The sequence below is a fragment of the Kitasatospora sp. NBC_00458 genome (assembly GCF_036013975.1).
Lineage (GTDB): Bacteria > Actinomycetota > Actinomycetes > Streptomycetales > Streptomycetaceae > Kitasatospora.
This window is the reverse complement of record NZ_CP107904.1, coordinates 7,065,885-7,092,664: the sequence shown is the minus strand read 5'-3', so window position 1 is coordinate 7,092,664 and position 26,780 is coordinate 7,065,885. Positions and strand designations below refer to the sequence as shown.

The 26,780-nt window shown below is 75.3% G+C and carries 20 protein-coding genes and 1 pseudogene; 12 read left to right on the top strand and 9 right to left on the bottom strand.

What is annotated here, in order from left to right; translation table 11 throughout:
• Window positions 1-161 precede the first annotated feature (161 nt).
• The 3 genes from OG550_RS28895 to OG550_RS28885 form a co-directional block, all read right to left on the bottom strand.
• Window positions 162-791: a restriction endonuclease gene (locus tag OG550_RS28895; RefSeq protein WP_327682429.1), complete on the bottom strand. Its 630-nt coding sequence runs from the start codon at window positions 789-791 to the stop codon at window positions 162-164.
• On the bottom strand, window positions 791-1,006 hold the full coding sequence (locus tag OG550_RS28890; protein ID WP_327682427.1) for a hypothetical protein: 216 nt from the start codon (window positions 1,004-1,006) through the stop codon (window positions 791-793). The genes OG550_RS28895 and OG550_RS28890 overlap by 1 nt, the downstream gene beginning before the upstream one ends.
• A gap of 434 nt (window positions 1,007-1,440) precedes the next feature.
• Complete coding sequence (locus OG550_RS28885) at window positions 1,441-2,178, bottom strand: hypothetical protein (RefSeq protein WP_327682425.1); 738 nt, start codon at window positions 2,176-2,178, stop codon at window positions 1,441-1,443.
• 282 nt (window positions 2,179-2,460) lie between these two features.
• On the opposite strand from OG550_RS28885, the gene OG550_RS28880 reads away from it, so the two are divergent.
• The 5 genes from OG550_RS28880 (at window position 2,461) to OG550_RS28860 (ending at window position 6,360) form a co-directional block, all read left to right on the top strand.
• On the top strand, window positions 2,461-3,624 hold the full coding sequence (locus tag OG550_RS28880) for an FAD-dependent oxidoreductase (RefSeq protein ID WP_327682423.1): 1,164 nt from the start codon (window positions 2,461-2,463) through the stop codon (window positions 3,622-3,624).
• Between the two features lie 122 nt (window positions 3,625-3,746).
• Entirely contained in the window at window positions 3,747-4,151 is a 405-nt protein-coding gene (locus OG550_RS28875; RefSeq protein ID WP_327682421.1) for a hypothetical protein, read from the top strand.
• 279 nt (window positions 4,152-4,430) lie between these two features.
• A complete protein-coding gene (locus tag OG550_RS28870) occupies window positions 4,431-4,958 on the top strand; it encodes a GNAT family N-acetyltransferase (protein WP_327682419.1) in 528 nt (175 codons plus the stop codon).
• A 124-nt stretch (window positions 4,959-5,082) separates the two neighbouring features.
• Window positions 5,083-5,733: a hypothetical protein gene (locus tag OG550_RS28865; RefSeq protein WP_327682418.1), complete on the top strand. Its 651-nt coding sequence runs from the start codon at window positions 5,083-5,085 to the stop codon at window positions 5,731-5,733.
• Between the two features lie 51 nt (window positions 5,734-5,784).
• Complete coding sequence (locus OG550_RS28860) at window positions 5,785-6,360, top strand: RICIN domain-containing protein (protein WP_327682416.1); 576 nt, start codon at window positions 5,785-5,787, stop codon at window positions 6,358-6,360.
• Window positions 6,361-6,430: 70 nt separating this feature from the next.
• Here OG550_RS28860 and OG550_RS28855 read toward each other — a convergent pair whose 3' ends face one another.
• Both OG550_RS28855 and OG550_RS28850 read right to left on the bottom strand, forming a co-directional pair.
• Window positions 6,431-6,913 (bottom strand): YbaK/EbsC family protein, encoded by a 483-nt coding sequence (locus OG550_RS28855; RefSeq protein ID WP_327684215.1) that lies wholly within the window; start codon window positions 6,911-6,913, stop codon window positions 6,431-6,433.
• A 30-nt stretch (window positions 6,914-6,943) separates the two neighbouring features.
• Window positions 6,944-8,668 (bottom strand): annotated as a pseudogene (locus OG550_RS28850) (2-isopropylmalate synthase); the annotation flags it as partial.
• 891 nt (window positions 8,669-9,559) lie between these two features.
• Here OG550_RS28850 and OG550_RS28845 point away from each other — a divergent pair.
• The 6 genes from OG550_RS28845 (at window position 9,560) to OG550_RS28820 (ending at window position 16,711) form a co-directional block, all read left to right on the top strand.
• Window positions 9,560-12,514, top strand: coding sequence for a sensor histidine kinase (locus OG550_RS28845; RefSeq protein ID WP_327682414.1), 2,955 nt, complete (start codon window positions 9,560-9,562; stop codon window positions 12,512-12,514).
• A complete protein-coding gene (locus tag OG550_RS28840) occupies window positions 12,511-12,942 on the top strand; it encodes a roadblock/LC7 domain-containing protein (protein WP_327682412.1) in 432 nt (143 codons plus the stop codon). The genes OG550_RS28845 and OG550_RS28840 overlap by 4 nt, the downstream gene beginning before the upstream one ends.
• A gap of 7 nt (window positions 12,943-12,949) precedes the next feature.
• Entirely contained in the window at window positions 12,950-13,375 is a 426-nt protein-coding gene (locus OG550_RS28835; RefSeq protein WP_442906089.1) for a DUF742 domain-containing protein, read from the top strand.
• A gap of 3 nt (window positions 13,376-13,378) precedes the next feature.
• Window positions 13,379-14,038: a GTP-binding protein gene (locus OG550_RS28830; protein WP_327682411.1), complete on the top strand. Its 660-nt coding sequence runs from the start codon at window positions 13,379-13,381 to the stop codon at window positions 14,036-14,038.
• 121 nt (window positions 14,039-14,159) lie between these two features.
• Window positions 14,160-15,293, top strand: a complete 1,134-nt coding sequence (locus OG550_RS28825) for an FAD-dependent monooxygenase (RefSeq protein ID WP_327682409.1) — start codon at window positions 14,160-14,162, stop codon at window positions 15,291-15,293.
• Between the two features lie 329 nt (window positions 15,294-15,622).
• Window positions 15,623-16,711 (top strand): aminotransferase class I/II-fold pyridoxal phosphate-dependent enzyme, encoded by a 1,089-nt coding sequence (locus OG550_RS28820; protein ID WP_327682408.1) that lies wholly within the window; start codon window positions 15,623-15,625, stop codon window positions 16,709-16,711.
• A gap of 71 nt (window positions 16,712-16,782) precedes the next feature.
• Here the strand turns inward: OG550_RS28820 and OG550_RS28815 are convergent, their stop codons facing one another.
• The 3 genes from OG550_RS28815 to OG550_RS28805 all read right to left on the bottom strand — a co-directional run bounded on the left by OG550_RS28815 (window position 16,783) and on the right by OG550_RS28805 (window position 22,517).
• A complete protein-coding gene (locus tag OG550_RS28815) occupies window positions 16,783-17,586 on the bottom strand; it encodes a serine hydrolase (RefSeq protein ID WP_327682406.1) in 804 nt (267 codons plus the stop codon).
• Window positions 17,587-17,823: 237 nt separating this feature from the next.
• Window positions 17,824-18,804 (bottom strand): leucyl/phenylalanyl-tRNA--protein transferase, encoded by a 981-nt coding sequence (locus OG550_RS28810; RefSeq protein ID WP_327682404.1) that lies wholly within the window; start codon window positions 18,802-18,804, stop codon window positions 17,824-17,826.
• Window positions 18,801-22,517: a thioester reductase domain-containing protein gene (locus OG550_RS28805; RefSeq protein WP_327682402.1), complete on the bottom strand. Its 3,717-nt coding sequence runs from the start codon at window positions 22,515-22,517 to the stop codon at window positions 18,801-18,803. The genes OG550_RS28810 and OG550_RS28805 overlap by 4 nt, the downstream gene beginning before the upstream one ends.
• A gap of 256 nt (window positions 22,518-22,773) precedes the next feature.
• On the opposite strand from OG550_RS28805, the gene OG550_RS28800 reads away from it, so the two are divergent.
• The gene (locus OG550_RS28800; protein WP_327682401.1) at window positions 22,774-26,022 is read left to right on the top strand and encodes a putative bifunctional diguanylate cyclase/phosphodiesterase; all 3,249 of its coding nucleotides are present in this window, start codon (window positions 22,774-22,776) and stop codon (window positions 26,020-26,022) included.
• 80 nt (window positions 26,023-26,102) lie between these two features.
• Here OG550_RS28800 and OG550_RS28795 read toward each other — a convergent pair whose 3' ends face one another.
• Window positions 26,103-26,753, bottom strand: a complete 651-nt coding sequence (locus OG550_RS28795) for a TetR/AcrR family transcriptional regulator (RefSeq protein WP_327682399.1) — start codon at window positions 26,751-26,753, stop codon at window positions 26,103-26,105.
• Window positions 26,754-26,780: the final 27 nt, after the last annotated feature.

Below are 26,780 nucleotides of genomic sequence, written 5' to 3'. Positions count from 1 at the left end.
GACGACGTGACGCCGCGGCGACGCGACGAGGTGACGTCGCAGCCCCGTGGCAGGGTGGCACCGCACGGCCAGGATTCCAGAGCGGCCCCCGCCCCGCCTCCCGGGCGGCCCGGTACGGACCCGCGGCGGGGCCCGCGGGGCCCACCGCGCCCCCGGCCGCCCTACCGCCCGAGCCTCCGGCGGGGCAGGGCCAGCAGGTGGTGCAGGGGCAGGCCGCGGGCGGCCCAGCTCTCCAGGCGGGCGCGGTCGACCCAGTGGATCCCGTACTCGTCCCCCCAGGCCATCGCGTCGCGGGTGAGGCCGCCGTTGGTGACGACCACCGCGACGTCCGCGCCGTGCACCGGACCGGCCGTGCCCTTCACCTCGTACATGACGTGGACGCCGACCTTGGCGCCGACGGCGGTGTGCTTGGCCTGGAGGACGATCCGGCCGTGCTTCGGGTGCAGGCCTATGACGTCGGCCGCGCGGTCCCCCTGCCGGCCGACCTTGTCGGCCGCCCAGCCGTCCCGGACCAGCAGGTCGCGCAGCGCGAACTCGAAGGCCTGGTCGCCCATCGCGTCGACCTCGGCGAGGCTCAGCCGCAGGCCGGCCAGCCGTTCGGTGCGGGTGCGGTCCAGCATCGGACCGCAGGCCGCGGCCGCCAGCGCGAGCACCGCGACGACGGCCAGGAAGATCCAGGACCGCAGCAGCGCCTGCGCCGTGGCGAGCACGGCCACCGCGACGGCGACGCCGACGAGCGCCGCCGCCAGTTGCTCGACCGGTCCGCGCGGCCGTCGGAACCGGGCCGCCATCACGGCGTCCCGACGACGGACGGGGTGGGAGCCGCCGGCGGCGGCGCGGCGGCGTCGCCCTCGGAGAAGCCGACGAAGTGGCCGTAGAGGTAGAAGACCGCCAACGCACCCGCGATCAGCCACCCGCTGGTCCTCTTCCCGCCGCCGCCCGGGGTGGGGCGGCGCCGGTAGTGCTCCCGCACCCGGACGAGTCGCCGGTCGTCGTTGCCCGCCACGTTGCCTCCCGATCGGGCCGTCGGCACCCTGTGCGCCCCGGCTCGCCCCTCGGGTGTAGCAGCGGCGACCGACAGCGGACCGGCGGTGTTCGGTACACGGACCACCGGGTGGTCCGGAACCGGCCAGGTGCGCCGGAGGTGTGCGCCGGTGTCCCGGTGGCGTGCGCCCGCCGTCCGGCCTGGGCCGTCGCCCCGGGCGCGGGGCGGCGGGCGGCGCGGCACGGGCGCGGGCCCCGGGAGCGGGGCACCGACGGCGCGGCCGGCCTGCGGTGACGCGCACGGACGGCGGGCGGGCGCAGCTTGGCAGGATCCGTCCGGCGTGCGGCCGCGCGCTGTGCGCCGCCTTCCGGCGGGGACGCGCCGCCCAGACCGAGGTCGCGCCCCTCCCGCGCCCTCTCCCTCGGTCACCTCCCGCGGTCACCTCCCGCAGCCGCTCAGGCCGCCGTGTCCCCCTCGGCGGCGGCCAGGATGCGCTCAGGGTCGGTGAGCACCGCCCACCAGGTGCTCTCGTCGTCCTCGGGGTCGTCCGGCCGCGGGGTGCGCCAGCCGACGGCGGCGTGGAGGCGGACGTGGTCCCCGGCGGCGAGGGGCGGGAGGGTCCAGCGCAGGCCCTGGTGTTCGTCGAGGTACTCGACGCCCCAGGCGGGACGGCGCCCTCGGGCGTACACCTCGTCCAGCCGGGCCGCCCAGGCGCGCGGGACTCCGGAGCCGGACCGCGCACGGGCGCAGATCTCCTCCTCGTCGGAGCCCCCGAGGTGGAGGACGGTGCCGGGGTCGGAGAGCTCGACGGCGGCGAGCGACTGGCCGCCGGCGTAGCCGCTGTAGACGTCGGCCGGCACCGCCTGGAAGGACGCGGTGAGGCGGACCCGGTCGAGCGCCGTGCGGGCGTCGAGGCCCCAGACGGCGCCCCAGCCGTTGTCGACCGCGAGGGAGACCTCGGAGGCCGGTGTCCGGAGCGGGCAGAGCAGCAGTTCCAGATCGGCGTCCGCCCGCTCCCACCGGTACAGCAGCCCGCCGGCCGGCAGCCGGTGGAGCCGCGTCGGCCTCGACGGGACGGGCCTGCCGCCGAGCTCCGCGCGCAGGACGAGCACGCCGAGCGGCGTGGTCACCGACGGTTCGGCGGGCACGAACGGCCCCGGCAGCCGGGGGACGTGGGGCAGGAGGGCGGGCATGCCGGAAGTCTAGGGACCGCGTCCGGCCCCCGGAGCAGGCGGCCCGGGAGCGGCACACGAGAAGCGCGGGAGCAGTGCGGGGGCCGGCCGGGAGCGGCACGCGGGTGCCCGGGGCGGAGCCGGGAGTCGGCGGATCCGGCGTCCCGTGCGGGGGCTCCCGCGCCCGTGCCCGCCCCTCCCGACACTCCCGCCGCCCGAAGGCCGTCACATTCCGGCGGGCTGTTCCGTCCCCTTGCCGACGGCGGCCGGAAGCGGCGGCCAGGTACCCGGAGGGGCGAGGACATGGCGCAGCACATCACCGTCGTCGGCGGCGGTTTCGGCGGGCTGACGGCGGCGGTTTCGGCGGCCGAGGCGGGGGCGGCGGTCACCCTGTACGAGGCGCACGCGCGGCTCGGCGGCCGGGCCCGGACGGCGGAGGCGCCGTACCGGACCAACGAGGGCCCGCACGCGTTCTACCGGCGCGGGCCGCACTGGGCGTGGCTGCGGCAGCGCGGGCTGGTGGGGCCGCTCGCGCGGATCCCGGTGGCCGAGTCGCTGCGGACGCGCTACCACCGGGACGGGCGGCTGCACCGGCTGCCGCCGGTCGGGGTCGTGCGGCTGGCGCGGCGGCGCGGCGCCCCGGTGGGCCGGACCTTCCTGGGCTGGGCGAGCGAGGTGGCCGGTGAGCGGACCGCCCGGGCCGCGGCGAACTTCGTGGCCGTCTCGACGTTCCACCACGATCCCGGGCTGCTGTCGGCCGCGTTCGTCCAGGAGCGGCTGCGCCGGTCGGCGGGCTTCCCGCCGGAGGCGCAGTACCCGGTGGGGGGCTGGCAGTCGGTGATCGACCGGATGGCGGAGCGGGCGCGGGAGCTCGGCGTGCGGATCGAGACGGACGCGCGGGTGGACGAACTGCCGCGGAGCGGCGGGCCGGTGGTCGTGGCGACCTCGCTGGACGCGGCGCGGCGGCTGCTCGGGGACGACGGCCTGGTGTGGGCGGGCGGCCGCACGCTGCTGCTCGACCTGGCCGTCCGGTCGCGGCGCGGTGACGCGTTCTTCGTCTCGGACCTCGACGGGCCGGGGTGGGTGGAGCGGTTCACGGCCCAGGACGTGAGTCTGGCGCCCGCCGGGGAGCAGCTGATCCAGGCCCAGCTCCCGCTCGCCCCGAAGGAGCGCAGGGAGGAGGGGACCGCCCGGGCCGAGCGGTTGCTGGACCTGGGGTACCCGGGGTGGCGCGAGCGCGTGGTGTGGCGGCGCACGGCGGTGGCCGCCGGCCGGACCGGTGCGGTGGACCTCCCGGGCACCACCTGGCGCGACCGCCCGGCCGTCGACCGGGGCGACGGCGTCTACCTGGTCGGCGACCAGGTGGCGGCTCCGGGGGTGCTGAGCGAGGTGTCGTTCACCAGCGCGCTGGAGGCGGTGTCGCTGGCCGTGGCGCAGCGGCCGGCGGCGGACCGGGCCGCCCGCTAGGTCGCGCCGTGCACGGGCCGGGCACCGGGCCGCGCACCGGGCGGCGGATGCGGCCGGGCCGCGCACGGGACGTCGGCCGGTCCGACGTCCCGTGCGCGGCCCGGGGCTCCTACGATGGCGGGATGTCCGCAGACCCCGTGCGTTTCCCGCCCGAGCCCGTCCGTGAGGTGGAGGCCCGGGTCCTCCGCCAGGCCGGCGGGTGCGGTGGCGGGGTCGCCGTCGTGGCGGTGGACTTCGAGCCGCGCACCGGACCGGCCGGGTTCGAGCTCGTCCTGCCGGACGACGTCCGGTTCCGTTTCGGGGCCGCCGGCGGCGACGAGGACTACCGCCAGGTCTTCGGGCTCCTCGCCGCGTTCGACGAGGGGATGCGCGAGGTGCTGGCCGGGGACGGGCGGATCGCCGTCCACTGCCGGGCGGTCCTGCGGCGCGTGGTCGTCCACCCGGTGGACTCCCACGACCGCGCGTTCCGCGAGGCCGGGGGGATCGCGGCGCGGACGGCCCTGGCCCGGGTCTTCGGCGCGTCCTGAGGCGGGCCCCGGGTACGCCCGGGGCCCGCCTCAGGACGGCCCCGGGTACGCCCGGGGCGGGCCGGATAACCGTGTGCACCGGCCCCGCGGCCCGTGTTACGGTCGATCGTCCGGGCTCGACCGAGCCCGATCAGGGCCGTTCGGAGAGAGGGAGGGTGAATCGTGGCCACGGTGACAGCGGCTGCGCACGTGCTGCGCGGCGCCCCGAGTGTCCTCACCTCCCGGGTCCCGGTCTGACGTTCTCGCACGCTGGGACCCTTCACCTCCAAGGGTTTCCCCATGTCTTCTTCTTCCTCCTCCCCCTGGCACACCCGTGTCGAGGCGTCCTCCGACGTCCCGGCCGTCCGTGAGCTGACGCTGGCCGCGTTCGGCCGGCCGATGGAGGCCGACCTCCTCGACGCCCTGCGGGGCGACGAGGCGTGGATCGGCGGTCTCTCCACCGTGGCCACGGACCCGTCGGGCACCGTGGTCGGCCACGTGGCCTTCACCCGTGCCTTCATCGGCGACGTCCCCGCCCTCGCCCTCGCCCCGGTCTCGGTCAGCCCGGACCGTCAGCGGTCCGGTGCGGGATCCGCCGTGGTCCGGGCCGGGCTGGACGCCGCCCGCGCGCGGGGCGAGCGCTTCGTGATCCTGCTCGGGCACCCGTCGTACTACCCGCGGTTCGGTTTCGGCCGGGCCTCGGCGCACGGGATCGTGCTCACCGTCGACGCGCCGGACGAGGCGTGGATGGCGCTGAGCCTGGACGCGGAGCGTGACCCGCTGCCGTCCGGGACGGCCCGCTGGGCGGCGCCGTTCGGCATCGCCTAGCCGAAAACAATCGCCCCGGCACGTTTTCCCTCCAGATAGTTGGGATGGAAACCGTGCCGGGGCGCCACGGAGGATTCCGGTAGTCAGTTCGGGACCATTCCCCCTACCGGAGGGATCTCTCCTCGTGACAACAGCACGTACCGCACGCGCTCTCCCCCGTCGGCGAGCCGCCCTCGGCACGGGTCTCGCCGCACTCCTCGCCGTCACCGGCCTCGGGCTCGGCGCGGCCCCCGCGCACGCGACTCCCCCGCCGGCGACCTGCAACCCGGATGTCGAGCACATCTGGGACGACATCACCACGGCCGTCATCACGCCGGTGATCACCGAGTTCACCTCCTTCAACGTCGCTCCCGGCACGACCGGCCAGCAGACCAAGAAGCTCTCGGAGATGACCTCGGTCACCACGAGCATCAACAACTCCGCGGAGTTCAGCGCCACCTACACGTCGACCCTGTCGAGCGTCGGCACCAAGGTCGGGTTCCAGGTCGCCAACCAGCGGGGCAACACCCGGACGACGGAGCTCACCCGGGTGGTCAACCTCAACGCGCCCGGCTTCTACGGGATCTACCGGGGCGTCCTGCGGGTCGACGGCGAGTGGTCCCGGTACATCTGCGCCCGCTCCGGCCCGGGCAAGGGCTACTGGATCAACGCCAGCCAGTCGGGCACCGGCCAGTACACCACCTTCAGCTTCCCCGACGAGGGGACGATCACCTGCGAGCCCGCCGCGCCGGCGCGCACCGTCCGGGAGGCCGCCCAGAGGGAGCTCTGCAAGTAGGGGGGTTCCGCACGTCGCCGACCACCATGTTCGACCAGGAGGGGATGAACCATGGCACAGCACAGGAGCAGGGCCGCCCGCCGCATCGGCGCCGTCCTCGGCGCCACCGTCACCGTCGGCGCGCTGCTGACGGTCGGGGCTCCCGCCGCGTCAGCCGCGGACCCGATGGACGGCTACAGCTGCGAGGGCGGCGGGTACCGGATCCTCACCCCGCACACGTACGGCAACGACCGGATGGTGCTCCAGGTGTCGATGGAGCGGGAGGGGCACGGCTCGGTCATCCAGGCGCCGTGGGACGGCGAGGCCGTCCAGCAGTGGCAGCTCTGCAGCCGGCCCGACCCCGCCCACCCGGGCAGCAGGTTCTACAAGTTGAAGGACCACGCGCGCTGGTGGTGCCTGGCCGTCGACAGCGGCTACACCGGCGACGGCGCCTGGATCCTCACCGAGGAGTGCAACTGGGAGTCGCGGGAGGTGTTCTGGAGCAAGCCGGTGCCCGGCACCGACCTGGTCGCGCTCCAGGCGCAGAACAGCCACAGCTGGGTGACCGTCCAGGGCGGCTGGTGGTCGGCGCACGCCGTCCAGATGCAGTTCCAGGCCGACCTGTTCACCCTGCAGAAGGTCTGGTAGCCGAGGGGGAGCGCGAGGTCCTCCCGGCGCCGGGCAGCTGCCGGGAGGACCTCGCAGGACGGCCGGGTCCCTACTCGGGCGCGACCTCGGCCGGGGTGCCGCCGGTCAGCTTCAGCAGCTCGTCGTAGCTCATCGGGACGACGGTGTGCGGATGGCCGGCCGCGGCCCACAGCACCTCGTGGGCGGCGAGCGCGGTGTCGACGACGGTGCGCAGCGGCGCCGGGTGTCCGACGGGGGCGACACCGCCGATGGCCTGGCCGGTGGCCTCGCGGACCTCGGCCGCACCGGCCCGTTCGATCGGGCCGGTGCCCAGCTGCCGGGCCAGGTGCGCCGTGTCGACGCGGTGGGCGCCGCTGGTCATGACCAGCAGGGGCGCGCCGTCGCAGACGAAGACCAGGCTGTTGGCGATGGCGCCGACCTCGCAGCCGAGGGCGGCGGCCGCCTCGGCGGCGGTGCGGGCGGAGTCGGGCAGGACACGGATCCCGCCGGGCAGTCCGGCCGCCGCGAGGGCGTCGGCGACCGCCTGGCTGCGGGCGGGGAGGGGGGACGTCATCGCGCCATCCTGCCGCACGGCGGCGGGTCGCGCCTTCCCGCGCCCGACGGCGCTGAGGACGGCCCGGATGCCGGCGGTCAGCACGGAGGTGTCCCGCCCGACGCCCCAGACCACGCCGCCGGCCGCACCACCCGCCGCACCGGCACCCCCACCCGCACCACCGGCACCAGCACCGCCGCCGCCGTCCCCGACCCGGGCCTCCACGTACGCGACGGCCTCGCTGTCGGGCCCGGTGCGGACGGCGTGCTCGGTGAACCGGAGGATGTCGACGGGGTGTCCGGCCGCCCGGAGGGCCGCGGACACCGCGTCGAGCGGCCCGTTGCCCGCGCCCCGGTGCGTCCTGCCGTCGAGGGTGACCTCGGCCCAGTGCGCGCCGGCGCCGTCCTCCCCCGTCCGCCACCCGGCCGGCAGCGCCGGGTCCAGGTAGGTGGCCCGGAACAGCGCGTACAGCTCGTCGGCGGTGACCTCGCGCCCGCTGTCGTCCGTGGACTCCTGGACCACCCGGGAGAACTCGATCTGGAGGCGGCGCGGCAGGTCGAGGCCGTGGCCGGCCTGGAGCAGGTAGGCGATGCCGCCCTTGCCGGACTGGCTGTTGACGCGGATCACCGCCTCGTAGTCGCGGCCGAGGTCGGCCGGGTCGATCGGCAGGTAGGGGACGTCCCAGGGCGCGCGGCCGGGCGGGACGCCCAGGTCGGCGGCGGTCCTGGCGTGGTGGGCGAAGCCCTTCTTGATGGCGTCCTGGTGGGTGCCGGAGAAGGCGGTGTGGACGAGGTCGCCGACGTAGGGGTGGCGTTCGTGGACGGGCAGCCGGTTGCAGTGCTCGACGGTGCGCCGGATCTCGTCGATGTCGGAGAAGTCGACCATCGGGTCGACGCCCTGGGTGTACAGGTTGAGCGCGAGGGTCGACAGGTCGACATTGCCGGTCCGCTCGCCGTTGCCGAAGAGGCAGCCCTCGACCCGTTGGGCCCCGGCCATGACGGCCAGTTCGGCGCAGGCCACGCCCGTCCCCCGGTCGTTGTGGGGGTGGACGGAGAGGATCACCGAGTCCCGGCGGGCCAGGTGCCGGTGCAGGTACTCGATCTGGTCGGCGTAGACGTTGGGGGTGGCGATCTCGACGGTGGCGGGCAGGTTGTGGACCACCGGGCGGTCGGGGCTCGCGTCCCAGAGCCGGGTGAGGCCGTCGCAGAGCTCCAGGACGTAGTCCGGCTCGGTCAGGTTGAACACCTCGGGCGAGAACTGGAACCGCAGGCCGGGGCGGTCGCCGGCGCGCCGGGCCATGTGCTCGGCGGCACCGTGGACCAGCGTCCGCACCTCCTCGCGGCTGCGGCCGAGGACGACGTCGCGCCAGACCGGCGCGGTGGCGGTGTAGAGGTGGACGACGACCCTCGGCAGGCCCTCGACGGACTCGAAGGTGCGGTCGATGAGGTCGGCGCGGGCCGCGGTGAAGACGACGACGGTGACGTCCTCGGGCACCGCGCCGGGGGTGGTGGCGAGGCGGCGGACGAAGTCGAAGTCGGTCCGGCTGGCCGAGGGGTAGCCGACCTCGATCTCCTTGAAGCCCATGGCCAGGAACAGGTCGAACATGCGTTGCTTGCGCGCCGGGTCCATCGGCTCGGCGAGGGCCTGGTTGCCGTCCCGCAGGTCGACGGGGACCCAGAGCGGGGCCCGCTCGATCCGCCGCGACGGCCAGGCCCGGTCGGCGGACTCGGGCAGCGGGACGCGCCGGTGGGCGGGGCGGTAGCGGTGGAACGGCATGGCGCTGCCGCGCTGCGGGTTCCAGGCGGGGGCTCCGGCCGGGACGGGGCCGGCGGGGGTGCGGAGGCCGGGGAACCCCCCGCCCGGCGGGAGGGGCGCGGTTCCTGCGGCACCGGCGGTGCCCGCCTCGCCGACGGCACGGGTGGCGCCTGCGGTGGTGCCTGCGGTGATGTCCGCGGTGTCGCCTGCGGTGCTGTCTGCGGTGCTGTCTGCTGCGGTCACGGGTGGAGGTCCTTCACTGCGCGGCTTCCGCGCGGTCGCTACCGGGTGACGACCGGCAGCACGGCGCCCCGCAGCGGGGCGCCGGTCGGTCAGACCCCGCTGCGGCCACCGAGAAGGAGACTCCACGACTGCATGGCGGGTACCGTAACCACGTTCCGCCGCGCAGGACAACCCGGTTCCGTGGAGCGGACATCGGGTCCCCGGCCGGCGCGGCGGGGATCGCGGGGGCGCACCGGGGGGCGCACCGGGGGCACGATCGGGCACAGCGCGGGCGGATCCGGGGCACCTCCGCCGGACCTGCCGCAGGGGACCGAAGCCGCTCCGGGGCGTGCTCCAGGCGCTGGTCGGCGCCCGTCCGCGGTGTTAACCGCACACTGACGCAATGTTAAGGACGTGTGTGCGCGTCGTCCGAAGATCGAACGCGCTTTCACTCCTAACACACCGTATGACTAGTATCGCCTCGTCAAAAGCCCGTGCCCCGGACGGCCCGGCCCTCACGGACCGGCCGCCAGCCCCAAGGAGACAGCTCTGCGCGCGCGTGCGAATCGGCGGCCCCCGACGCCGAAGGCCCCCCGCAGGCGTCCGCGCCTGTCACTGCGGACGGCACTGCTCGTCCTCGCCCTCGTCCCCAGTCTCGCCCTGGCCGTCCTCTGGGCGGTCACCAGCGGCGTGACGCTCTTCGACTTCCAACGCCAGGCGGCCCAGGGACTGCTGGCGCAGAAGGCGGGACAACCGTCCAACATCGTCTACTACAACCTCCAGGAGGAGCGCCGGCTCAGTGCCGAGTCGCTCGCCCGGCCCGGCAGCGTCGCCGACCAGCTGAAGCGCCAGCGGCAGCTGACCGACGAGGCCGTCGTGAAGTTCCAGGCCCTCTCCGGCGAGACCGCCGACAGCGCGCCCGGCGAGGTGCGCACCGCGGTCGCCGAGGCCCGCCGCGCGCTCGGCCGGCTGGCCGAGCAGCGGAGCGCGGTCGACCGCGGTGCCGTCGACCAGCAGAGCGTCTACGCGTACTACACCGACCTGATCGCCGTCGACCTCCGGCTGTTCACCGCGCTCAGCCACGTCGACAACGGCGAGGTCACCTGGATCTCCAAGACCCTGGTCAACGCCTTCTGGGCCAAGGAGATGCTGGCCCGCGAGGATGCCATCCTGGCCCGCGGCTGGCCCTCCGGGAAGCTCAGCACCGCCGACTACCAGCTGCTCCAGCAGGCCATCGGCGCCCAGGACCACCTGTTCACCGTGCAGGTCGTCCCGTACGTGCCGGCCGACGAGCAGGGCCTCTGGCAGCAGCTCGCCAACAGCCCCGGCTGGCAGGCCAAGGCCGCCGTCGAGCAGGCCCTCACCCGGCCGGCCGCCGCCGACGCCAGCGGCAGCATCCGGCTGCCGCAGCTCCAGGACCAGTGGCGGCAGGCCCTCGACCAGGTCAACCCGCAGCTGGTGAACGCCCTGGAGGCGCGCACCGACGGCGTGGTGGAGGTCGGGAAGGGCTCGATCATCTCGCTGCTCACCCGCGTCGCGCTGACCGCCCTGATCGGCCTGTTCGCGGTCCTCGCGGTGGTCTTCTCCAGCTGGCGGCTGACCCGCTCGCTGCGCCGCCGGATCAAGGAGCTCCAGGTCCAGGCCCAGGACCTGGAGCTGACCCTGCCCCAGGTCGTGGAACGGCTGGCGCAGGGCGAGCTGGTGGACGTCGAGGCGGAGAGCCGGGCCATCACGGCCGGACCGCACTCCCACGGCACCGACGAGCTGGCGCAGCTCGGCCAGGCGCTCAACATGGCCCGCACCTCCGCGCTGGAGACCTCCGTCCAGCAGGCCGAGCAGCACCGCGGGTTCGAGCGGCTGCTCCAGCGGATCGCCCGCCGCACCCAGCTGCTGATCGGCCAGCAGCTGCGCAAGCTCGACGAGCTGGAGCGCAAGCACGAGGACCCGGAGATCCTGGAGGGACTGTTCGACCTCGACCACCTCACCGCGCGCCTGCGCCGCTACGAGGAGAACCTGGTCATCCTGGCCGGCGGGCAGCCGCAGCGGAAGTGGCGCAAGCCCGTCCCGCTGCTGGACGTGCTCCGCTCCGCCCAGGGCGAGGTGCAGGACTACCGCCGGATCATGCTGGACGTCGAGGGCCACCCGTGGCTCTCCGAGCGGGCGGTCGGGCCGGTGGCCCACGTGGTCGCCGAGCTGATGGAGAACGCGGCGACCTTCTCGAAGCCGCCCACGCCGGTCGACGTGCGGGCAGCCGTCGTCGGGCGCGGCCTGGCCATCGAGATCGAGGACCGCGGGCTCGGCATGGACCCGGACCAGTACGACGCGGCCAACGAACTGATGATCAGCCCGCCCCGGATGGACGTGCTGGCCCGGGCCGACGACATCCGGCTCGGCTTCTACGTGGTCGCCCGGCTGGCGGCGAGCACCGGGATCAGGGTGGAGTTCCGGCCCTCGGCGTTCGGCGGCACCCGCGTGGTCGTGCTCGTCCCCGGCGAGCTCGTCATCGACGGGGACCCTGGCCTGCCGGACGCCGCCCCGGTCGAGCCGATCCCGCTCGCGCGGCGCCAGCGCGGCGCGCACGGGAAGGCGGTGCTCGCCTCGGTGACGGAGATGCCGGGCCAGCCGACCGCCGGTCCGGTGGTCCTGGTCGACGCCGAGGAGGAGCGCGGGGACGCCGGAGCGGCGTTCCCGGTCGGCGACGGCACGGCGGCCGACTCCGGCCCCGTCCCCGGCCCCGACGCCGCTCCCGGCACCGGCCCCGCCGACGACGACGGCTTCTCCGAGGGCCGCGGCTACCCCGGCGGTCCGGCGTTCGCCGACGACGACATCCCGCCGGACACCGACTGGTTCACCGGCAACCCCCGGCCGGAACCGGCCGAGGCGTTCGCGCTCGTCGAGTACGTGACGCCGGAGGCGGAGGCCGGGCAGCCGGTCGAGCACGGTTCGGCGGGCTACCCGGCGGCCCCGGGCTACGACCTGCCCGGGTACGGCACGCCCGGCTACGACGCCGCGCAGGGCCACGGAGCCCCCCACGGCCCCCAGGACCACGGCGACCCCGTCCACGGCGCCTCCGAGGCCGCGGCCGCCTCGTACGACGCCCCCGCGTACCCGGACATCGCCTACGCGACCGTCACCCCCGCCGAGGCCCCGTACGCCGACGAGCAGTACCGGCCGGCCGACCACTACCGGCTCGCCGAGCGCCGCGAGTACACCTCGGCGATCCCGCTGAGCGCCCCGGAGGGCGGCCAGCCGCCGCTGCCGCAGCGCGTCCGGCAGGCCAGCCTGGCCGCCGAGCTGCGGGTCCCGCCGCAGCCCCCGGCCGGTCCCGGCGGCACCGGTCTGCCCGGCCTCCCCGGCGGCACCGGACGGCCCGGGCAGGACCGGCCGGGCGACCAGGCCGGGCAGGGCGACCCGGCGGGGCCGTTCCAGCGGCCGCCCCGCCGTTCGGGCGCGACCATCGGCGCCTTCCAGCGCCAGTCCCGCGCCGCGCGCGGCGGCCCGGCCCCGGACGGCGCCGCGCCCGAGTACCCGAACCCCCCGGCGCCCCCCACTCCCGCCGGCCCCACCACTCCCGCACCGGGCCCGTCCCCCTGGGCCCTCCCCGCCGCGGATCCCCGAACCACGAGGACGGAAGAGCAGTCATGAACCGTACGATCGCCACCCACCAGGACCTGGACTGGCTGCTGGACGGACTCGTCGACTCGGTGGCCGGTACCAGAAGCGCCGTCCTGCTCTCCGACGACGGACTGGTCGTCAGCCACTCGCGGTCCATCGAGCGGTCGGACGCCGAGCGGCTGGCCGCCGTCGCCACCGGCCAGCAGAGCCTGGCCCGCGGCGTCGGCCAGCTCTTCGACGGCGGGCCGGTGCACCAGGTGATCGTCGAGCTGGCCGAGGTCTGGCTGTTCATCATCGCCGCCGCCCAGGGCACCCACCTGGCCGTGGTGGCCTCCCAGGAGGTGGACGCCGAGGTGATGTCGGTGGCCATGCACACGCTGGTGCAGCAGGTCGGCCAGAAGATGAGCACCCCGGCCCGCAACGAGTTCGACGCCTTCGCGGCCCGGAACCGGGGCTGAACCGCCGGTGCGCCCCCACTGGAGCGAGCCCGACGAGGACGACGACGAGGACTACGGCGCGGGCACGATGGTGCGCCCCTACACCATCACCCGCGGCCGGGTCCTGCCCGAACGCGACGACCTCACCCTGATCACCCTGCTGACCACCGTCGACGACCCGGCGGCCGAGGCGCTGGCCAGGGGTTCCCGGTCCGGGCCGCGCGCGCTGCAGCCCGAGCACCGGCTGATCCTGGAGCGCTGCCGCCGCCCGGCCGCCGTCGCCGAGGTGTCCGCCGGCCTCAACCTGCCGGTCTCGGTCACCAAGATCCTGCTGGGCGATCTCATCTCGCAGGGCCTGCTGCTGGCCCGGCCGCCGCTCTCGGTGGCCCGGGCCAGCGGGGGCGTGGACCTCGGTCTTCTGACGGCCGTACGCGAAGGACTCCGGAGACTCTGAACCATGGCACCGACCGCACCCCTCCCCTCCCCCGGACCGCACGCGGCGGGGCCGAACGGCCTCGGCGCCGGCGGCCCGGCCGCCCACGGCCGGGCGGCGATCGCCCCCGCCGCCGTCAAGATCCTGATCGCCGGCGGCTTCGGCGTCGGCAAGACCACCCTGGTCGGCTCGGTCAGTGAGGTCGCGCCGCTGCGCACCGAGGAGCTGCTGACCCGCGCCAGCGTCGGCGTGGACGACCTGTCGGGCGTCGACAGCAAGGAGACCACCACCGTCGCCCTGGACTTCGGCCGGATCACGGTCAATCCGGAGCTGGTGGTCTACCTGTTCGGCACGCCCGGCCAGGAGCGGTTCTGGTTCATGTGGAACGACCTCGTGAACGGCGCGCTCGGCGGGATCGTCATCGCCGACACCCGCCGGCTGGACACCAGCTTCGCCTCGATCGACTTCTTCGAGAGCCGGGGCATCCCGTTCGTGGTCGCGATCAACTGCTTCCACGGTCACAACACCCGCAGCCCGGCGGAGATCCGGGCGGCCCTGGACCTCGACCCGCAGGTGCCGATGCTGCTCGGCGACGTCCGGGAGCGCGCGTACGGGCGGGACCTGCTGCTGGCCCTGGTCGACCACCTGATGGACCTCTCGGCGGCCGGGTCGGCCGTCGGCTGAAACGTTTCTCCGCCCGGCTCCGGCCCACCCGGCCCCACCCGGTCCCACCCGGCGGCCGGGCCCCCGATCCGGCTCCCGCCCCCTTCCTCCCCGCTTCCCCTTCCGCTTGGAGAACCCCGTCATGACCCCACCCCTGCGCGTACTCGTCCACGGCGGCGGCATCGGCGGCCTGACCGCCGCCACCGCCCTCGCCCGGCGCGGCCACCGGGTCGACGTCGTGGAGCTGCGCGACGAGCTGGAGGCGCTCGGCGTCGGCATCATCCAGCCGTCCAACGCGCTGCACGTGATGCGCGAGATCGGCATCCTCGACCAGTGCCTCAAGGCCGGGTTCGAGTGGGAGGTGCTGACCATCTGCGACCCGGCCGGCGCCACCGTCGCGAAGATCCCGCAGCCCCGGATGGGCGACGCGCCGTCCAACAACGGCATCCCCCGGCCCGCCCTCGCCCGACTGCTCGGCGAGGCCGCCACCGCCGCCGGGGTCGGCATCCGGTTCGGCACCACGATCGCCGAACTCGTCGACGAGGGCGAGGAGGTGGCGGTCACCCTGTCCGACGGGCAGAGCGGCCGCTACGACCTCGTGGTCGGCTTCGACGGCATCGGCTCGCCGCTGCGCAAGCGGCTCTACGGCGAGGCCTACGCGCCCGAGTACACCGGCTTCGCCAACTGGCGCGTCACCCTGCCCCGTTCGCCCGAGGTGCAGGGCGTCGTGATGTCGGCCGGCAACCTCAAGGCCAAGGCGCTGCTCACGCCGATCAGCGAGGACCTGATGTACCTGGGCTCGGTGTTCGCCGAGGCCGAGGACTTCCGGCCGGACCAGGAGCTGGCCCACGAGCAGCTGCGCGAGCGGCTGGCCGGCTTCGGCGGGCCGATCGCCGAGGCACTGGCCCAGGTCACCGACCCGGCCGCGGTGGTGTACACCCGGATCTCCCAGGTCACCGTCGAGGAGCCCTGGCACGTCGGCCGGGTGGTGCTGGCCGGCGACGCCGCGCACGCGTCCACCCCGCACCTGGCCCAGGGCGCGGCGATGGCCGTGGAGGACGCCCTGGTGCTCGCCCAGAGCCTGGACGCCGCCGAGACCGTGCCCGCCGCGCTGGCCGCCTGGGAGGAGCGCCGCCGGCCGCGCGCGATGTGGGTGCAGGCGCTGTCCCGGGCCATCCTCAAGCAGGAGACCGGCACGCCGACCACCCCGGAGGAGGACGAGCTGCTGAAGGTCGGCATCCCGGGCGCCGCCCACGTCCTCGTCAAGCCGTACTGAGCGGCCCGCACCCCCCGCGGGGGCCGGACCCGGCGGGTCCGGCCCCCGCGGCGTGAACGGCCCGTGAACTCCTCAGGCGCCGCAGGCCCGTGGGCGGACTCCCCTCCGGCTCCCGTCCGAGCTCCCGAGCGGGCTCCCGTGCGGCCGGTGAGCGGCCGACGGACGGCCGACGGACGGCCGACGGACGGCCGGTGCGCGGCCGGCGTGCGCTCCGGCCCGACCGGTCCTGCGTGAACGAACCCGGCCCGGGGCGGACTTGTGTCCGTGCCGGGCCGGGGACAGACTTGACGCCCGTCCGACAAAGAGGCCGACCGCCCGAGGGGTGACGGATGACGTCGTCGTCGCTGTTCCACATGCTCGACCTGCACGAAGCCGTGGAACGGGCCCGGCAGCAGCCGGACGGACGGCTGTTCGTCTCCGACTACAACGGCGGCCACCCCTTCGTGGCCGACTACCTCGGCGACCTCGCCCACACCCCGCCGTACCGGCTCGGCGACGTCACCCGCTACCCGGCGATCGACGAGGACCACGCGCTGCGCGGCAAGATCGCCCGCCTGCACGAGAGTTACGACGGCGAACCGTGCTCCCCCGCCCAGGTCGTCCCGGCCGGCGGCTCCAGCGCCCTGCTCGCCACCTTCTGCACCTGGCTGCGGCTCACCGGCCACACCCGCATCCACTACCTGCCGCCGGTCTACTACAAGTTCGCCTACCTCTTCCGGCGGTTCGGCATCGAGCCGGTCAAGCTCACCGAGGCGCACGCCCACCAGCCCGGGTTCAGCCTCCGGCTGCCCGACGAGCGGACCGTCCTGCTGCTCACCGACCCGGTCTGGTACACCGGCCGACGCGTTCCGGAGCTCGTGCTCAAGCAGCTCGCCGCGTGGCAACTCGCCACCGGATCGCTGGTGTTCGTCGACGGCACCTTCCAGTACATGCGCTGGGACGGCGGCCGCCGGGAGGACTCCGCCGCACTGCCCGCCGAGCACACGCTGCGGATGGTCTGCCCGACCAAGTACCTGTCCATCCACGGCTACCGCTGCGCCCACCTGCTCGTCCCCGAACCGCTGCGCGAACCGCTCGCCGAGCTCCACCTCAACCTGCACGGCGACGTGACCATGGCCGACCGGCTGTTCGCCCACCGGGCCGCCGACCTGATGCTGATCGAGGGCAACCACCGGCTGCTCGACCACGTCCGCGACGGCCACCAGCGGCTCACCGCGGCGGGCGCCCTGGCCGCACAGGAACCGATCGACACCGGCTACTTCCTGTTCGCCCGGCCGAACGCCCCCGCCGAACGGCTGCTCGCCCTGGACGGCCGGCACTTCGAACTCTCCGGCCGGCCCGGGTTCGTGCGGATCAACCTGCTCAACGAGGCTGCGCTGGAGGGCCTCACGGCGCTGGCGGCCCAGGACCGGCCGTAGGTCCTGCGGGCCGGAGGGGCCCACCGCCGCCGGGGCGCAGCCCGACCGGCACCGGCCCGACCCCGCGCGGCCTACCCGCCGACCTCCCGGGCGGCGACGGCACGGGCGGCGACGGCACGGGCGGCGACGGCGTGCCGGCGCGCCCAGACCGCGGCCGAGATCCGGGCCACCAGCCGCGCCGCCGGGTCCGCCTCCGCCTCGTCCGCGCCGGAGGCCAACGGGCCGGTGTAGCAGACCGCCAGCAGGTACGGCGGGCAGTCGTCCGGGTGGACCAGGCCGACGCTGTGGCGCACCCCGGGGAACCAGCCGTTCTTGAACGCCACCCTGGTGCCGGGCGGCAGGCCGGCCGCGAGGTCGACCCGGAAGGCGTTGCGTTCGAGCAGTGCGAGCAGCTCCGGTTCGCCGTCGAGGGACTGGAGGAGGCGGACCAGGTCGCGGGCGGTCACCCGGTTGTGCAGCCCGGCGTCACGCGCCCGGTAGTCCTCGATGCCGCGCGGGCTGGCGCTGTGCGTGGCGCCCGCGCGGCGCCAGGCCTCGGCCACCGCGGCGTGACCGGTACGGGCGAGGCAGAGGTTGGTGGCGAGGTTCGAGGAGTGGGTGATCATCCGCTCGGCGAGCAGCCGGAGCGGGGCCGTCCGGCCGAGCAGGCCCCAGGGGACGGGGTCGCTGTCCCAGTCCGGGTCGTTGCCGAACTCGCCGCCCGCGGCCGAGGCGAAGGCGTTCACGACCGGGACGCGGGCGTCGAGGTCCGCCCCGCCGCGGTGCAGTGCGGCCAGCACGGCCACCTTCATCGTGCTCGCCGCGTCGTGCGGCTCGTCCCCGGCCCGCACGAACACCGGATCACCGCCCCAGGGGGCCACCACCACGGACAACATGGTCGGCTCCGTTCCCGGCCGCGGCGGCGCCGAAACCGGCCGGGGCACCGGTGGAGCAGGCCCCGGCCCGGGGCCGGGGCCCGCGGCGGGGCCGGGCCGATCCCCTGCCCCGACGGGCGCCCGCTCCCGCGGACCGCCACCGGGCCCGGCCGTGGCGGCCGGATGGCGACGGGTCAGAACCGGCGACACGGCCGGCCGTCCCGGCCGGGCACCGGGCACCGGGCGGCGCCCTCCCGGTCAGCCCCGGTGCCGGTCACCGTGGCCGTGGCCGCCGCCATGACCGTGCCCATGCCCATGCCCGTGTCCGTGTCCGTGCCGGGGGAGCTTCGGGGTCAGCCGGGCCGCCGGGTGGGCGCCGGTGTCGAGCGGCTCCGTCCCTGCCGGGCGGGCGAGTTCGGCGAGGTAGTGGGCGCGGGGTGCGGAGGTGGCGCCGAGGGTGCGGACGTGCGGGGAGTCCCACTGCGCGTCGAGGAGGCGGCCACCGGCGGCGGCGAACCGGGCGGCGAGGTCGGCGACGGCGACGCGGGCGGCGTCGGGGCGGCGGTGGAACATCGAGTCGAGGCTGAGCACGGGGCCCGCGACGATGCCGAAGACGCCGCCGACCAGCTCCTCCCCCTCCCACACCTCGGCGCTGTGGGCCGCGCCGAGCCGGTGCAGCCGCGCCAGGGCGTCCTGCAGCCCCGCGGTGAGCCAGGGCGGCTCGCGCCCCTCGGCACAGGCGGCGAGCACCTCCTCGAAGGCCCGGTCGGCGGTGGTCCACCAGCCCAGGCGGTTGCGGAGCAGCCGGGCGAGCTTGCGCCCGAGGCGGACCTGCTCCGGGGCGATCACCGGGCGCGGGTCGGGGGACCACCACGCCAACGCGTACGGGTCCTGGTGGCCGGGGCCCGGCAGCAGGGCCACCTCCCCGGCCGCGACCGCGTCCTCGTACCGGGCCTCGTTGAAGGCGCTCGCGTACTCGTCGGCGGCCGGCAGGGGGAACAGCCCGCGCCGGTACGCGGCCAGGATCGTCTCCGGCTCCAGCGTGCCGCCGAACGCGGCCGGGCCGTCGGCGGGGGCCCGTTCGACGTCGACGGCGTCGAACAGCCCCGCCTCCCCCGGGAGTCCGGGCTCCGGCCGGGGCTCGGGCCAGGGCTCGGGAGCGGCGTCCGGCCAGGGCTCCGGCCAGACGTTCGGCCCGATGCTCGGCCCGGCCTCCGGCCCGGTGCCCGGCGGCGTCACCGGGCCGCCCCCAGCGGCGGGGTCAGGAACCCTTCGGCGGTCAGCTGGGTCAGGTAGAGGTCCATCAGTCCGGCGTCCACCGCCGGCAGCCGGATGCCGCTGCCGGCGAGGGCGTGGTCGGTGTTGGCCCGGTCGAAGAGCGGGAAGGTCGGGCGGAAGTACATCTCGCTGATGGAGAGTCCGGTGCCCGGCGCGCGGTCGACGAAGAGCGGCACGAACGGGGTGACCGGGTGGGTCGGGTGTCCCGCGGCGAACCGGACCAGGTCGTCGACCCACTGGCCGTAGGGGACTTCGTCCACCGGGTAGCCGCGCGCGCGGAGCCGTTCGGCGAGCTCGGGGAGGCCCGCGGGCCGAGGTGAGGTGATGTGGTACACCTCGCCGTTGGCGGGCGCGTGGGCGGCGATGTGGGCGATGGCCCGGCTGAACCGGTCGGCCGGGACGAAGTCGAGCGGCAGCCGGACGTCCGGGTAGCTCCCGCTCTCCGCGAAGTACTTGATCAGCGCGCAGAGTTCGGTGCCGGTGTTCATCACGCCGCCCGAGAGGTCACCGGTGACGTCGTTGGTGCGCATCACCGTGACCGGCAGCCCGGCCGCCGCCGCGTGGTGCAGCAGCCGTTCGGCCACCCACTTGCTCTCCACGTAGCCGACCGCGAGCTTCTCGGGGTGGGCCAGCGGGGTCCGTTCGGTGACCTCGCGGACACCGGCGGGTCCGAACCCGGCGAGCACGGCGAGGGTGGAGAGGTAGTGGACGGGTATGCCGCGCGAGTGCCCGGCGAGCCGGACCACCTCGCGGGTGCCGCCGACGTTGGGCCGGCGCAGCTGGTGGTACGGGTAGAGGAAGTTGACCTGGCCGCCGAGGTGGTGGATGGCGTCGAGGCTGTCGGCCAGCTCCTCGAAGCGGTGCTGGGTGAGGCCGAGCAGCGGTTCGGCGAGGTCGCCGACGAGCGGGACCACCCGGCGGTCGGCCAGGTCGTGCCGGAGGAACCGCTGCTGGGCGGCGCGGATGCGTTCCAGTGCGTGCTCCTCGTCCGGGGCGCGGACGAGGCAGTGGATGCGGGCTCCGGTGGTGCGCAGCAGCGTGTCGAGGAGGTGGGCGCCGCAGAAGCCGGTGGCGCCGGTGAGCAGGATCTCGGCGGGTTCGGCGCGGGAGGGCGCGGGGTGCCAGGACTGGCGGACGGGCGTGTCGAGCCGGGCCTCGGCGTTCCAGTCGATGCCGGGGCGGCCGGAGCCGCTCCCGGGCCGGCCGCCGGTGCCGCCGTCGCCGGGGTCCTCGTCGCCCGCACGGGCGGCCCGGGTGGCGTCGGCGAAGGCGCGCAGGGTGGCGTCGCGGAGCAGCGAGCGGGTGAGCAGGCGGATCCGGGTGACGTCGATGCCGAAGATGATCCGGGCCCGGGCGATCATCTCCATGGCGAGCAGGGAGTTGCCGCCGAGGTCGAAGAAGTCGTCGTCGGGGCCGACCTGTTCGGCGCCCAGGAGTTCGGACCAGAGGTGGGCGATACCGGTCTCGACGGCGTCGGCGGTGCCGTCCCCGGCGGTCGTTCCGCCCTGCGGGCGGCGGCCGTCCACACCGCCGTCCGCGGCGCCGCCCGTGTGCCCGCCGTCGGCGGCCGGGCCCGCACCGGCGCCCGCGCCCGCGCCGTCCGGGCCTTCGCCGTCCCGGCGCTGCAACTGCGGCCGGGTGTGCGGCAGTCGGCGCCGGTCGATCTTGCCGGCGGGGGTGAGCGGCATGGAGTCGAGCAGCACGAACTCGGCGGGGACCATGAAGTCCGGGAGCCGTTCGGCCAGGTAGGCGCGGATCTCCCGGCGCCGGGCGCGGGCCCCGGAGGCGTCGCGGTCGCCGAGCGTGTAGTAGGCGGTGAGGACGTGGGCGCCGTCGTCGCTGTCGTCGGCGGCCACCCGGGCCTGGCGGACGTCGGGGTGGGCGGCGAGGACGGACTCGATCTCGGTGGGGTCGACGCGGTAGCCGCGGACCTTCACCTGGTCGTCGAAGCGGCCGAGGATCTCCAGCAGGCCGTCGGCGCGCCAGCGGCCCGCGTCGCCGGTGCGGTACATGCGTTCGCCGGGGACGGGGGCGTAGGGGTCGGGCAGGAAGGCCTCGGCGGTGAGCCCGGGTGACTTCCAGTAGCCGCGGGCGAGTCCGGGCCCGCCGAGGTAGATCGCGCCCTTCTCGCCGGGCCGGACGGGGCTGAGCCGGGCGTCCAGGACGTGGACCCGCACGCCGGGCAGCGGCCGTCCGATCGGGACGGGTGCGGCGGCGGGGTGCCGGGGTGGCGCGGCCGCCGGGTGGGGGGCGGCGGGCCCGTGCCCGTCCGGCGAGCCGTGCCCGTCCGGAGAGCCGTGCCCGTCCGGCGGCGGGTGGTGGGCGGAGCCGTGGGTGGGGGCGTCCAGCACCTCGGGGGTGACCTCGCAGAGGGTGGAGGTCACGGCGGCCTCGGTCACGCCGTACGCGTTGACCAGCCGGACGCCGGGCAGCCGGTCCAGGCAGGTCCGGCAGTCGTCGGCGTGCACGGTGTCGCCGCCGACGACGACCAGGCGCAGCCCTTCGGGGGCGGGCCCGCCGGCGGGGAGCAGCCCCAGCACGTGGTGCCAGTAGGCGGGGGTGAGGTCGGCGACGGTGAGGGCCAGTTCGCGCATCCGGTGGACGAGTTCGGTGGGCGCCCAGGTGCGGGCGCCGCCGAGGACGAGGGTGGAGCCGGCGGCCAGGGCGGCGAAGACCTGCTCCAGCGAGGTGTCGAAGCCGATGGCGGCGAGTTGCAGCACGCGGTCCCGGGGGGTGAGTCCGTAGGCGTGGACGACCCGGTCCAGGGTGAAGACCAGGGAGCGGTGGGTGACCGGGACGCCCTTGGGGGTGCCGGTGGTCCCGGAGGTGTAGATCAGGTAGGCGAGGTCGTCGGGCGCCGCGAGGTCCTCGGGCACCGGCGGGCCGTCGTGGCCCCCGGCGGCCTCCGGTGCGTCGGCGGCTCCCGGCGCCGTGGCGTCGGGCCCCAGCACCCGCACCCCGGGGAAGGTCCGCCCGCGCTCCGCGACGACCACCTCGGCCCCGCAGTCGGCGACCAGTGCGGCCAGCCGCCGTTCCGGGTGGACCGGGTCAAGGGGCAGGAACGCGCCGCCGGCCTTGAGGACGCCGAGCCAGGCCGTCACCAGGTCGGCGCCGCGCTCCAGGCAGACCGGGACGACCCGTTCGGCCCGTACGCCGCGGGCGCGCAGGGCGGCGGCCAGCCGGTCGCTGCGGCGGTCGAGGTCACCGTAGGTGAACCTGTCGCCTTCGTCGGTGATGAGGGCGAGGGCGTCGGGGTCGTGCGCGGCCCGGGCGCGGAACAGCCCGTGCACGGTGCGGCCGGTCCCCGCGGGGGGCGGCGCACCACCCGGTGCGCTGCCCGCTGCCGCGCCCGGTGCGCCGCTCCGTGCGCCGCCCGGTGCCGCGACCGGCGCACCGGCCCACAATTCGACCGGCGCTCCGGTCGACGCGGGGGCGCCTGCGGGGCCGTCCGCGCCGTGGCCGGCCAGGCCGAGCCCGGCCGCACGCCACTCGCGGTCCACGTAGGCGCGGCACTCGTCGCGCGGGGCGGGCCCGAACACGGTGCGCCATCCACTGGGTACCGTGAAGTCACCGGGCCAGATCGTATACTGACCGTCTTGATTGCAGAGCACGGCGTGACGCCCGGAGTTCGCCTCCGAACGCGCGCCCCGCGCGCTGTCTGCTGCATCATCCACCGGCTTGACCTCGTGCTGTGGCGGCAGAATGCTGGGAGGTGCGACATTTCCGACTATACGCACTCACGGGTCATTTCAAACGTCCGACCGAACGCCGCTCGGACGCTCGTGAGCCCATGCCCGAAAGACCGGAAAGGCTGGGAAAACCCTCCGCCCGTCACCACGGGTGACCGCTCACGGGCGGCCCGACCGCCCCGTCCTCGCCCGAACTCCCCCGCCCGAACGGCAGGGTGATGTCGTGGAGGAGGTAGCCTCGTTGACTCGTCGGCGACAGCGCCTGATGGCCTGTTACCTGGTGTGGATGGTGGTGTTCACCGCCGTCTACTACACGAACCCCTCACAGCGGATCATCTGGTGGACGGGCATCGGCCTCGGCGGCGTCGCCGCCATCGTCGTCGGCGTCCGCCTCAACCGCCCGTCCCACGCGCTGTTCTGGTACCTGCTGGCGCTCGCCAACCTCAGCTTCACCGCGGGCGAGGTGGTCCAGGTCATCCAGATGCAGTTCCTGCACCTGGGGAGCCCGTTCCCGTCCGTCGCCGACGGCTTCTACCTGGCCGAGTACCTGCTGTACGCGGCGGGCGTGTTGGGCTTCATCCGCTGGCGGACGGCGCATCAGGACCGCGCGAGCCTGCTCGACGCGCTCATCCTCACCATGGGCCTGGCGCTGCTCGCCTGGATCTACCTGATCCTCCCGTACACCCGGAACCCGGACCTCAGCTGGTTCCAGAAGGCCGTCGCCATCGCCTACCCGCTCGGCGACGTGGTCGTCCTCGCCCTGCTGCTGCGGCTGCTGGTGCCGCGCGGCGGGTTCAGCCGCTCGCTCCAGCTGCTCGCCGTCGGCACGGTCGGCCTGCTGGTCTCCGACGTCGCCTACGGCCTGATCCTGCTGCACGGCGACTGGCACATCGGCACTCCCGTGGACCTCGGCTGGGCCGCCTTCTACACCGCCTGGGGCGCGGCGGCGCTGCACCCGTCGATGGTCGAACTGACCAGGCCCATCCCCAGCCAGCAGCCCGACCTCAGCCCCGGGCGGCTCGCCCTGCTCACCCTCGCCTCGCTGATCGCGCCGACCATCCTGATCATCGAGTCGCTGAGCGGGAACACCAGCAACGCCGGTGTGATCGGCGCCTTCTCCGCGGTCATCTACCTGCTCGTGCTGGCCCGGCTGGCGGTGGTGGTCCGGGCCCGCCGGCAGGCCGTCGCGCGCGAACGCGCGCTGCGCGTGGCCGGCTCCTCGCTCACCGCGGCGGTCACCGTCGAGGAGGTCGCCGACGCCGTGCAGGCCGCCGCCGCCACGCTGATGCCGACCGAGGACGGCCACGTCGCCCTGCTCGCCGTCACCGAGGGCGGCGTGCTGCACGTCCGGCACGCCCAGCGCGGCGCCGGCCACCACCCGATCGACGGCGGCGACTCCGACGAGGTGCTCGCCCTGGCCGCCTACCGGGAGACCAGGCTGCTGCCCGTCGAGGCCGTCGGCACCGACCTCGCCGCCCGGTTCGACGGCATGCCCAGCGCCCTGCTCTGCCCGCTCACGCTCGCCGAACGCCCCTCCGGGGACCCGCTGATCGGCGCGCTCATCGTCACCGGCACGGAACAGGAGCTGACCAGCCTCTGGGGCTCGCTGGAGATCCTGGCCGCCCAGGCCGCCCTGGCCGTCGAACGCGTCACGCTGAGCCAGGAGATCAACCGCCGCAACAGCGAGGCCTACTTCCGGACCCTGGTGCAGAGCGCCAGCGACGTCATCCTGATCCTCAACTCCGACGACTCCGTCCGCTACGCCTCGTCCTCCTCCGCCGAACGCGTCCTCGGCTACCCGGACCTCAACGGCACCCTGATCACCGACCTCGTCCCGCCCGAGGACAGCCGGGCCGTCGGCGGCGCGCTCGCCCGGATGCGCGGCCCGGACGGCGCCGGCAGCCGCTCCGGCGGCGACACGCAGCGCGAGCACTGGCGGCTGCTGCGCTCCGACCGCTCCCTGATCGAGGCCGAGGTCCGCTGCAACGACCTGCGCGACGACCCGACCGTCGGCGGCCTGGTGCTCACCCTGCGCGACGTGACCGACCAGCGGCAGATGGAGCGCGAGCTCACCCACCGCGCCTTCCACGACTCGCTCACCGGCCTGGCCAACCGCGTCCTCTTCCTGGACCGGGTCGGCCACGCGCTCTCCCGGGGCGAGCGCAGCGGCGCCGTCACCGGCGTGCTCTTCATCGACCTGGACGACTTCAAGATGGTCAACGACACCCAGGGGCACGCGGTCGGCGACGAACTGCTGGTCGCCGTGTCGCTGCGGGTCTCCACCGCGCTGCGCACCTCCGACACGGCGGCCCGGCTGGGCGGCGACGAGTTCGCGGTGCTGGTCGAGGACGCGGTGCGGCCGGCCGACGTGGGCCGGATCGCGGACACGGTGCTGGCCGCCTTCGGAGAACCGTTCAAGCTGAGCGCGGGCGCGGTGCGGGTGACCGCCAGCATCGGGGTGGCGACCACGGAGGACAGCGTGGACACCACCGAGCTGCTCAGCCACGCCGACCTGGCGCTGTACTCGGCGAAGGCGGCCGGCAAGCGGCAGTGGTGCCCGTACCAGCCCGCGCTGCAGGCCGGGATGGTGGAGCGGCACGAGCTGAACGAGAACCTGGACACCGCGATCGCCGAGTCCGCGTTCCGGCTGTACTACCAGCCGATCGTCGACCTGGCCACGGGTGACCTGGTGGCCTTCGAGGCGCTCGTCCGGTGGCCGCACGACCGGCGCGGCATGGTGCTGCCCGACGAGTTCATCGCCCTCGCCGAGGAGAGCGGCCAGATCGTGCCGCTCGGTGCCTGGGTGCTGGAGCGCGCCGCCCAGGAGGCCGCCGCCTGGCACCGGCAGAGCTCCGCCGACCGCGCCGCCGGCGGCCGCCCCCCGCTGCGGGTCAACGTCAACGTCTCCGCCCGGCAGTTCCGCGACGCGGGCTTCGTCGACGTGGTGCGCGGCGCCGTCCGGACCTCCGGGATCCCCGCCGAGTCGCTGGTGCTGGAGCTCACCGAGTCCGTGCTGATGCGCCGGGACGGGCGCGTCCACACCGACATGCGGACGCTGGCCGAGCTGGGCGTCGGCATCGCCATCGACGACTTCGGCACCGGGTACTCCTCGCTGTCGTACCTGCGGGAGTTCCCGATCTCCATCCTCAAGATCGACAAGTCCTTCATCGACGGCCTCGGCGGCTCCCCGCAGCAGTACGCGCTGGTCGAGGGCATCACCCGGATCGCCGACACCCTGGACGTCCAGGTCATCGCCGAGGGCATCGAGCACCCCGAGCAGCGCGACCTGCTCGCCGCCATGGGCTGCCCGCTCGGCCAGGGCTACCTCTTCGCCCACCCGCTCACCGCCGACCAGGCCCGCGCCTTCATCGCCGAATGGCCCGCCCCGGCCGCCACGGTCACCCCGGTTGCCACGGCCGCTCCGGCCGCTCCGGTCACCGCCGTCTCCCCGGCCGAGCCCGCCCCCGAGCCGCTGCGCCGCACCGAGTGACGCCGGGCCGTGCACCGGGCGGCGCACCGGGCGGGGGGCACCGGGCCGGGTGACGCCGGACCGCCGGGCGGGGCGCGGGCTCAGGGCCGGTGCGCGAGCACGTCCAGTTCGGCCGCGAAGAGCACGGCGGGGTCGAAGCCCATCCCGGCGAAGTGCCCGGCGAGCTCCAGCGACAGCACACCGTGCAGACGGGTCCAGAGGGTCAGGAACCGGTGCAGCGCCCCGGGCGCGGCGGGGTGGCCGCCCGCCCAGTCCCGGTGCTCCGCCAGGTAGCTGCCGAACGGCGTCGCCGGACCGTCCGGGACGAGCGCCGCGCACGCGTCGAGCAGGGTCGTCATGATCTCGTCCGAGACGGCCGTGACGTCCTCGGGCGCCCGGTAGCCGGGGACGGGCGTGCCGTAGATCAGGAGGTACCGCTGGGGGTCGGCCAGGGCCCAGCCGCGCAGGGCGTGGGCCAGTCCGGCCAGGTCGGCCCCGGTCGCGGCGGCCGTGCGGAGGGTGTCGGCGAGGCTCCGGTAGGCCTCGCGGACGAGTTCGGTGATCAGGTCGTCCCGGCTGGTGAAGTAGCGGTAGAGCGCCGGTCCGCTCATGCCCATCTGCTTGGCGATCGCGTTGAGCGAGAGCGCGGAGGCCCCCGCCGTGGCGATCTGCTCCCAGGCGTGCCCGGTGATCTCCGCGCGCACCTGCGCCCGGTAGCGCTCCCGGGGGGTGTCCGCGCCCGCCTTCGTCATGATCCGCCGCCTTTCGCCCCGGTTCCG

Excerpts from the sequence above, each read along its gene's own strand:
- OG550_RS28895 (WP_327682429.1), bottom strand. The coding sequence starts at position 791 with ATGGCGGCCCGGTTCCGACGGCCGCGCGGACCGGTCGAGCAACTGGCG.
- OG550_RS28885 (WP_327682425.1), bottom strand. The coding sequence starts at position 2,178 with ATGCCCGCCCTCCTGCCCCACGTCCCCCGGCTGCCGGGGCCGTTCGTG.
- OG550_RS28880 (WP_327682423.1), top strand. The coding sequence starts at position 2,461 with ATGGCGCAGCACATCACCGTCGTCGGCGGCGGTTTCGGCGGGCTGACG.
- OG550_RS28875 (WP_327682421.1), top strand. The coding sequence starts at position 3,747 with ATGTCCGCAGACCCCGTGCGTTTCCCGCCCGAGCCCGTCCGTGAGGTG.
- OG550_RS28870 (WP_327682419.1), top strand. The coding sequence starts at position 4,431 with ATGTCTTCTTCTTCCTCCTCCCCCTGGCACACCCGTGTCGAGGCGTCC.
- OG550_RS28860 (WP_327682416.1), top strand. The coding sequence starts at position 5,785 with ATGGCACAGCACAGGAGCAGGGCCGCCCGCCGCATCGGCGCCGTCCTC.
- OG550_RS28855 (WP_327684215.1), bottom strand. The coding sequence starts at position 6,913 with ATGACGTCCCCCCTCCCCGCCCGCAGCCAGGCGGTCGCCGACGCCCTC.
- OG550_RS28840 (WP_327682412.1), top strand. The coding sequence starts at position 12,511 with ATGAACCGTACGATCGCCACCCACCAGGACCTGGACTGGCTGCTGGAC.
- OG550_RS28830 (WP_327682411.1), top strand. The coding sequence starts at position 13,379 with ATGGCACCGACCGCACCCCTCCCCTCCCCCGGACCGCACGCGGCGGGG.
- OG550_RS28825 (WP_327682409.1), top strand. The coding sequence starts at position 14,160 with ATGACCCCACCCCTGCGCGTACTCGTCCACGGCGGCGGCATCGGCGGC.
- OG550_RS28820 (WP_327682408.1), top strand. The coding sequence starts at position 15,623 with ATGACGTCGTCGTCGCTGTTCCACATGCTCGACCTGCACGAAGCCGTG.
- OG550_RS28815 (WP_327682406.1), bottom strand. The coding sequence starts at position 17,586 with ATGTTGTCCGTGGTGGTGGCCCCCTGGGGCGGTGATCCGGTGTTCGTG.
- OG550_RS28795 (WP_327682399.1), bottom strand. The coding sequence starts at position 26,753 with ATGACGAAGGCGGGCGCGGACACCCCCCGGGAGCGCTACCGGGCGCAG.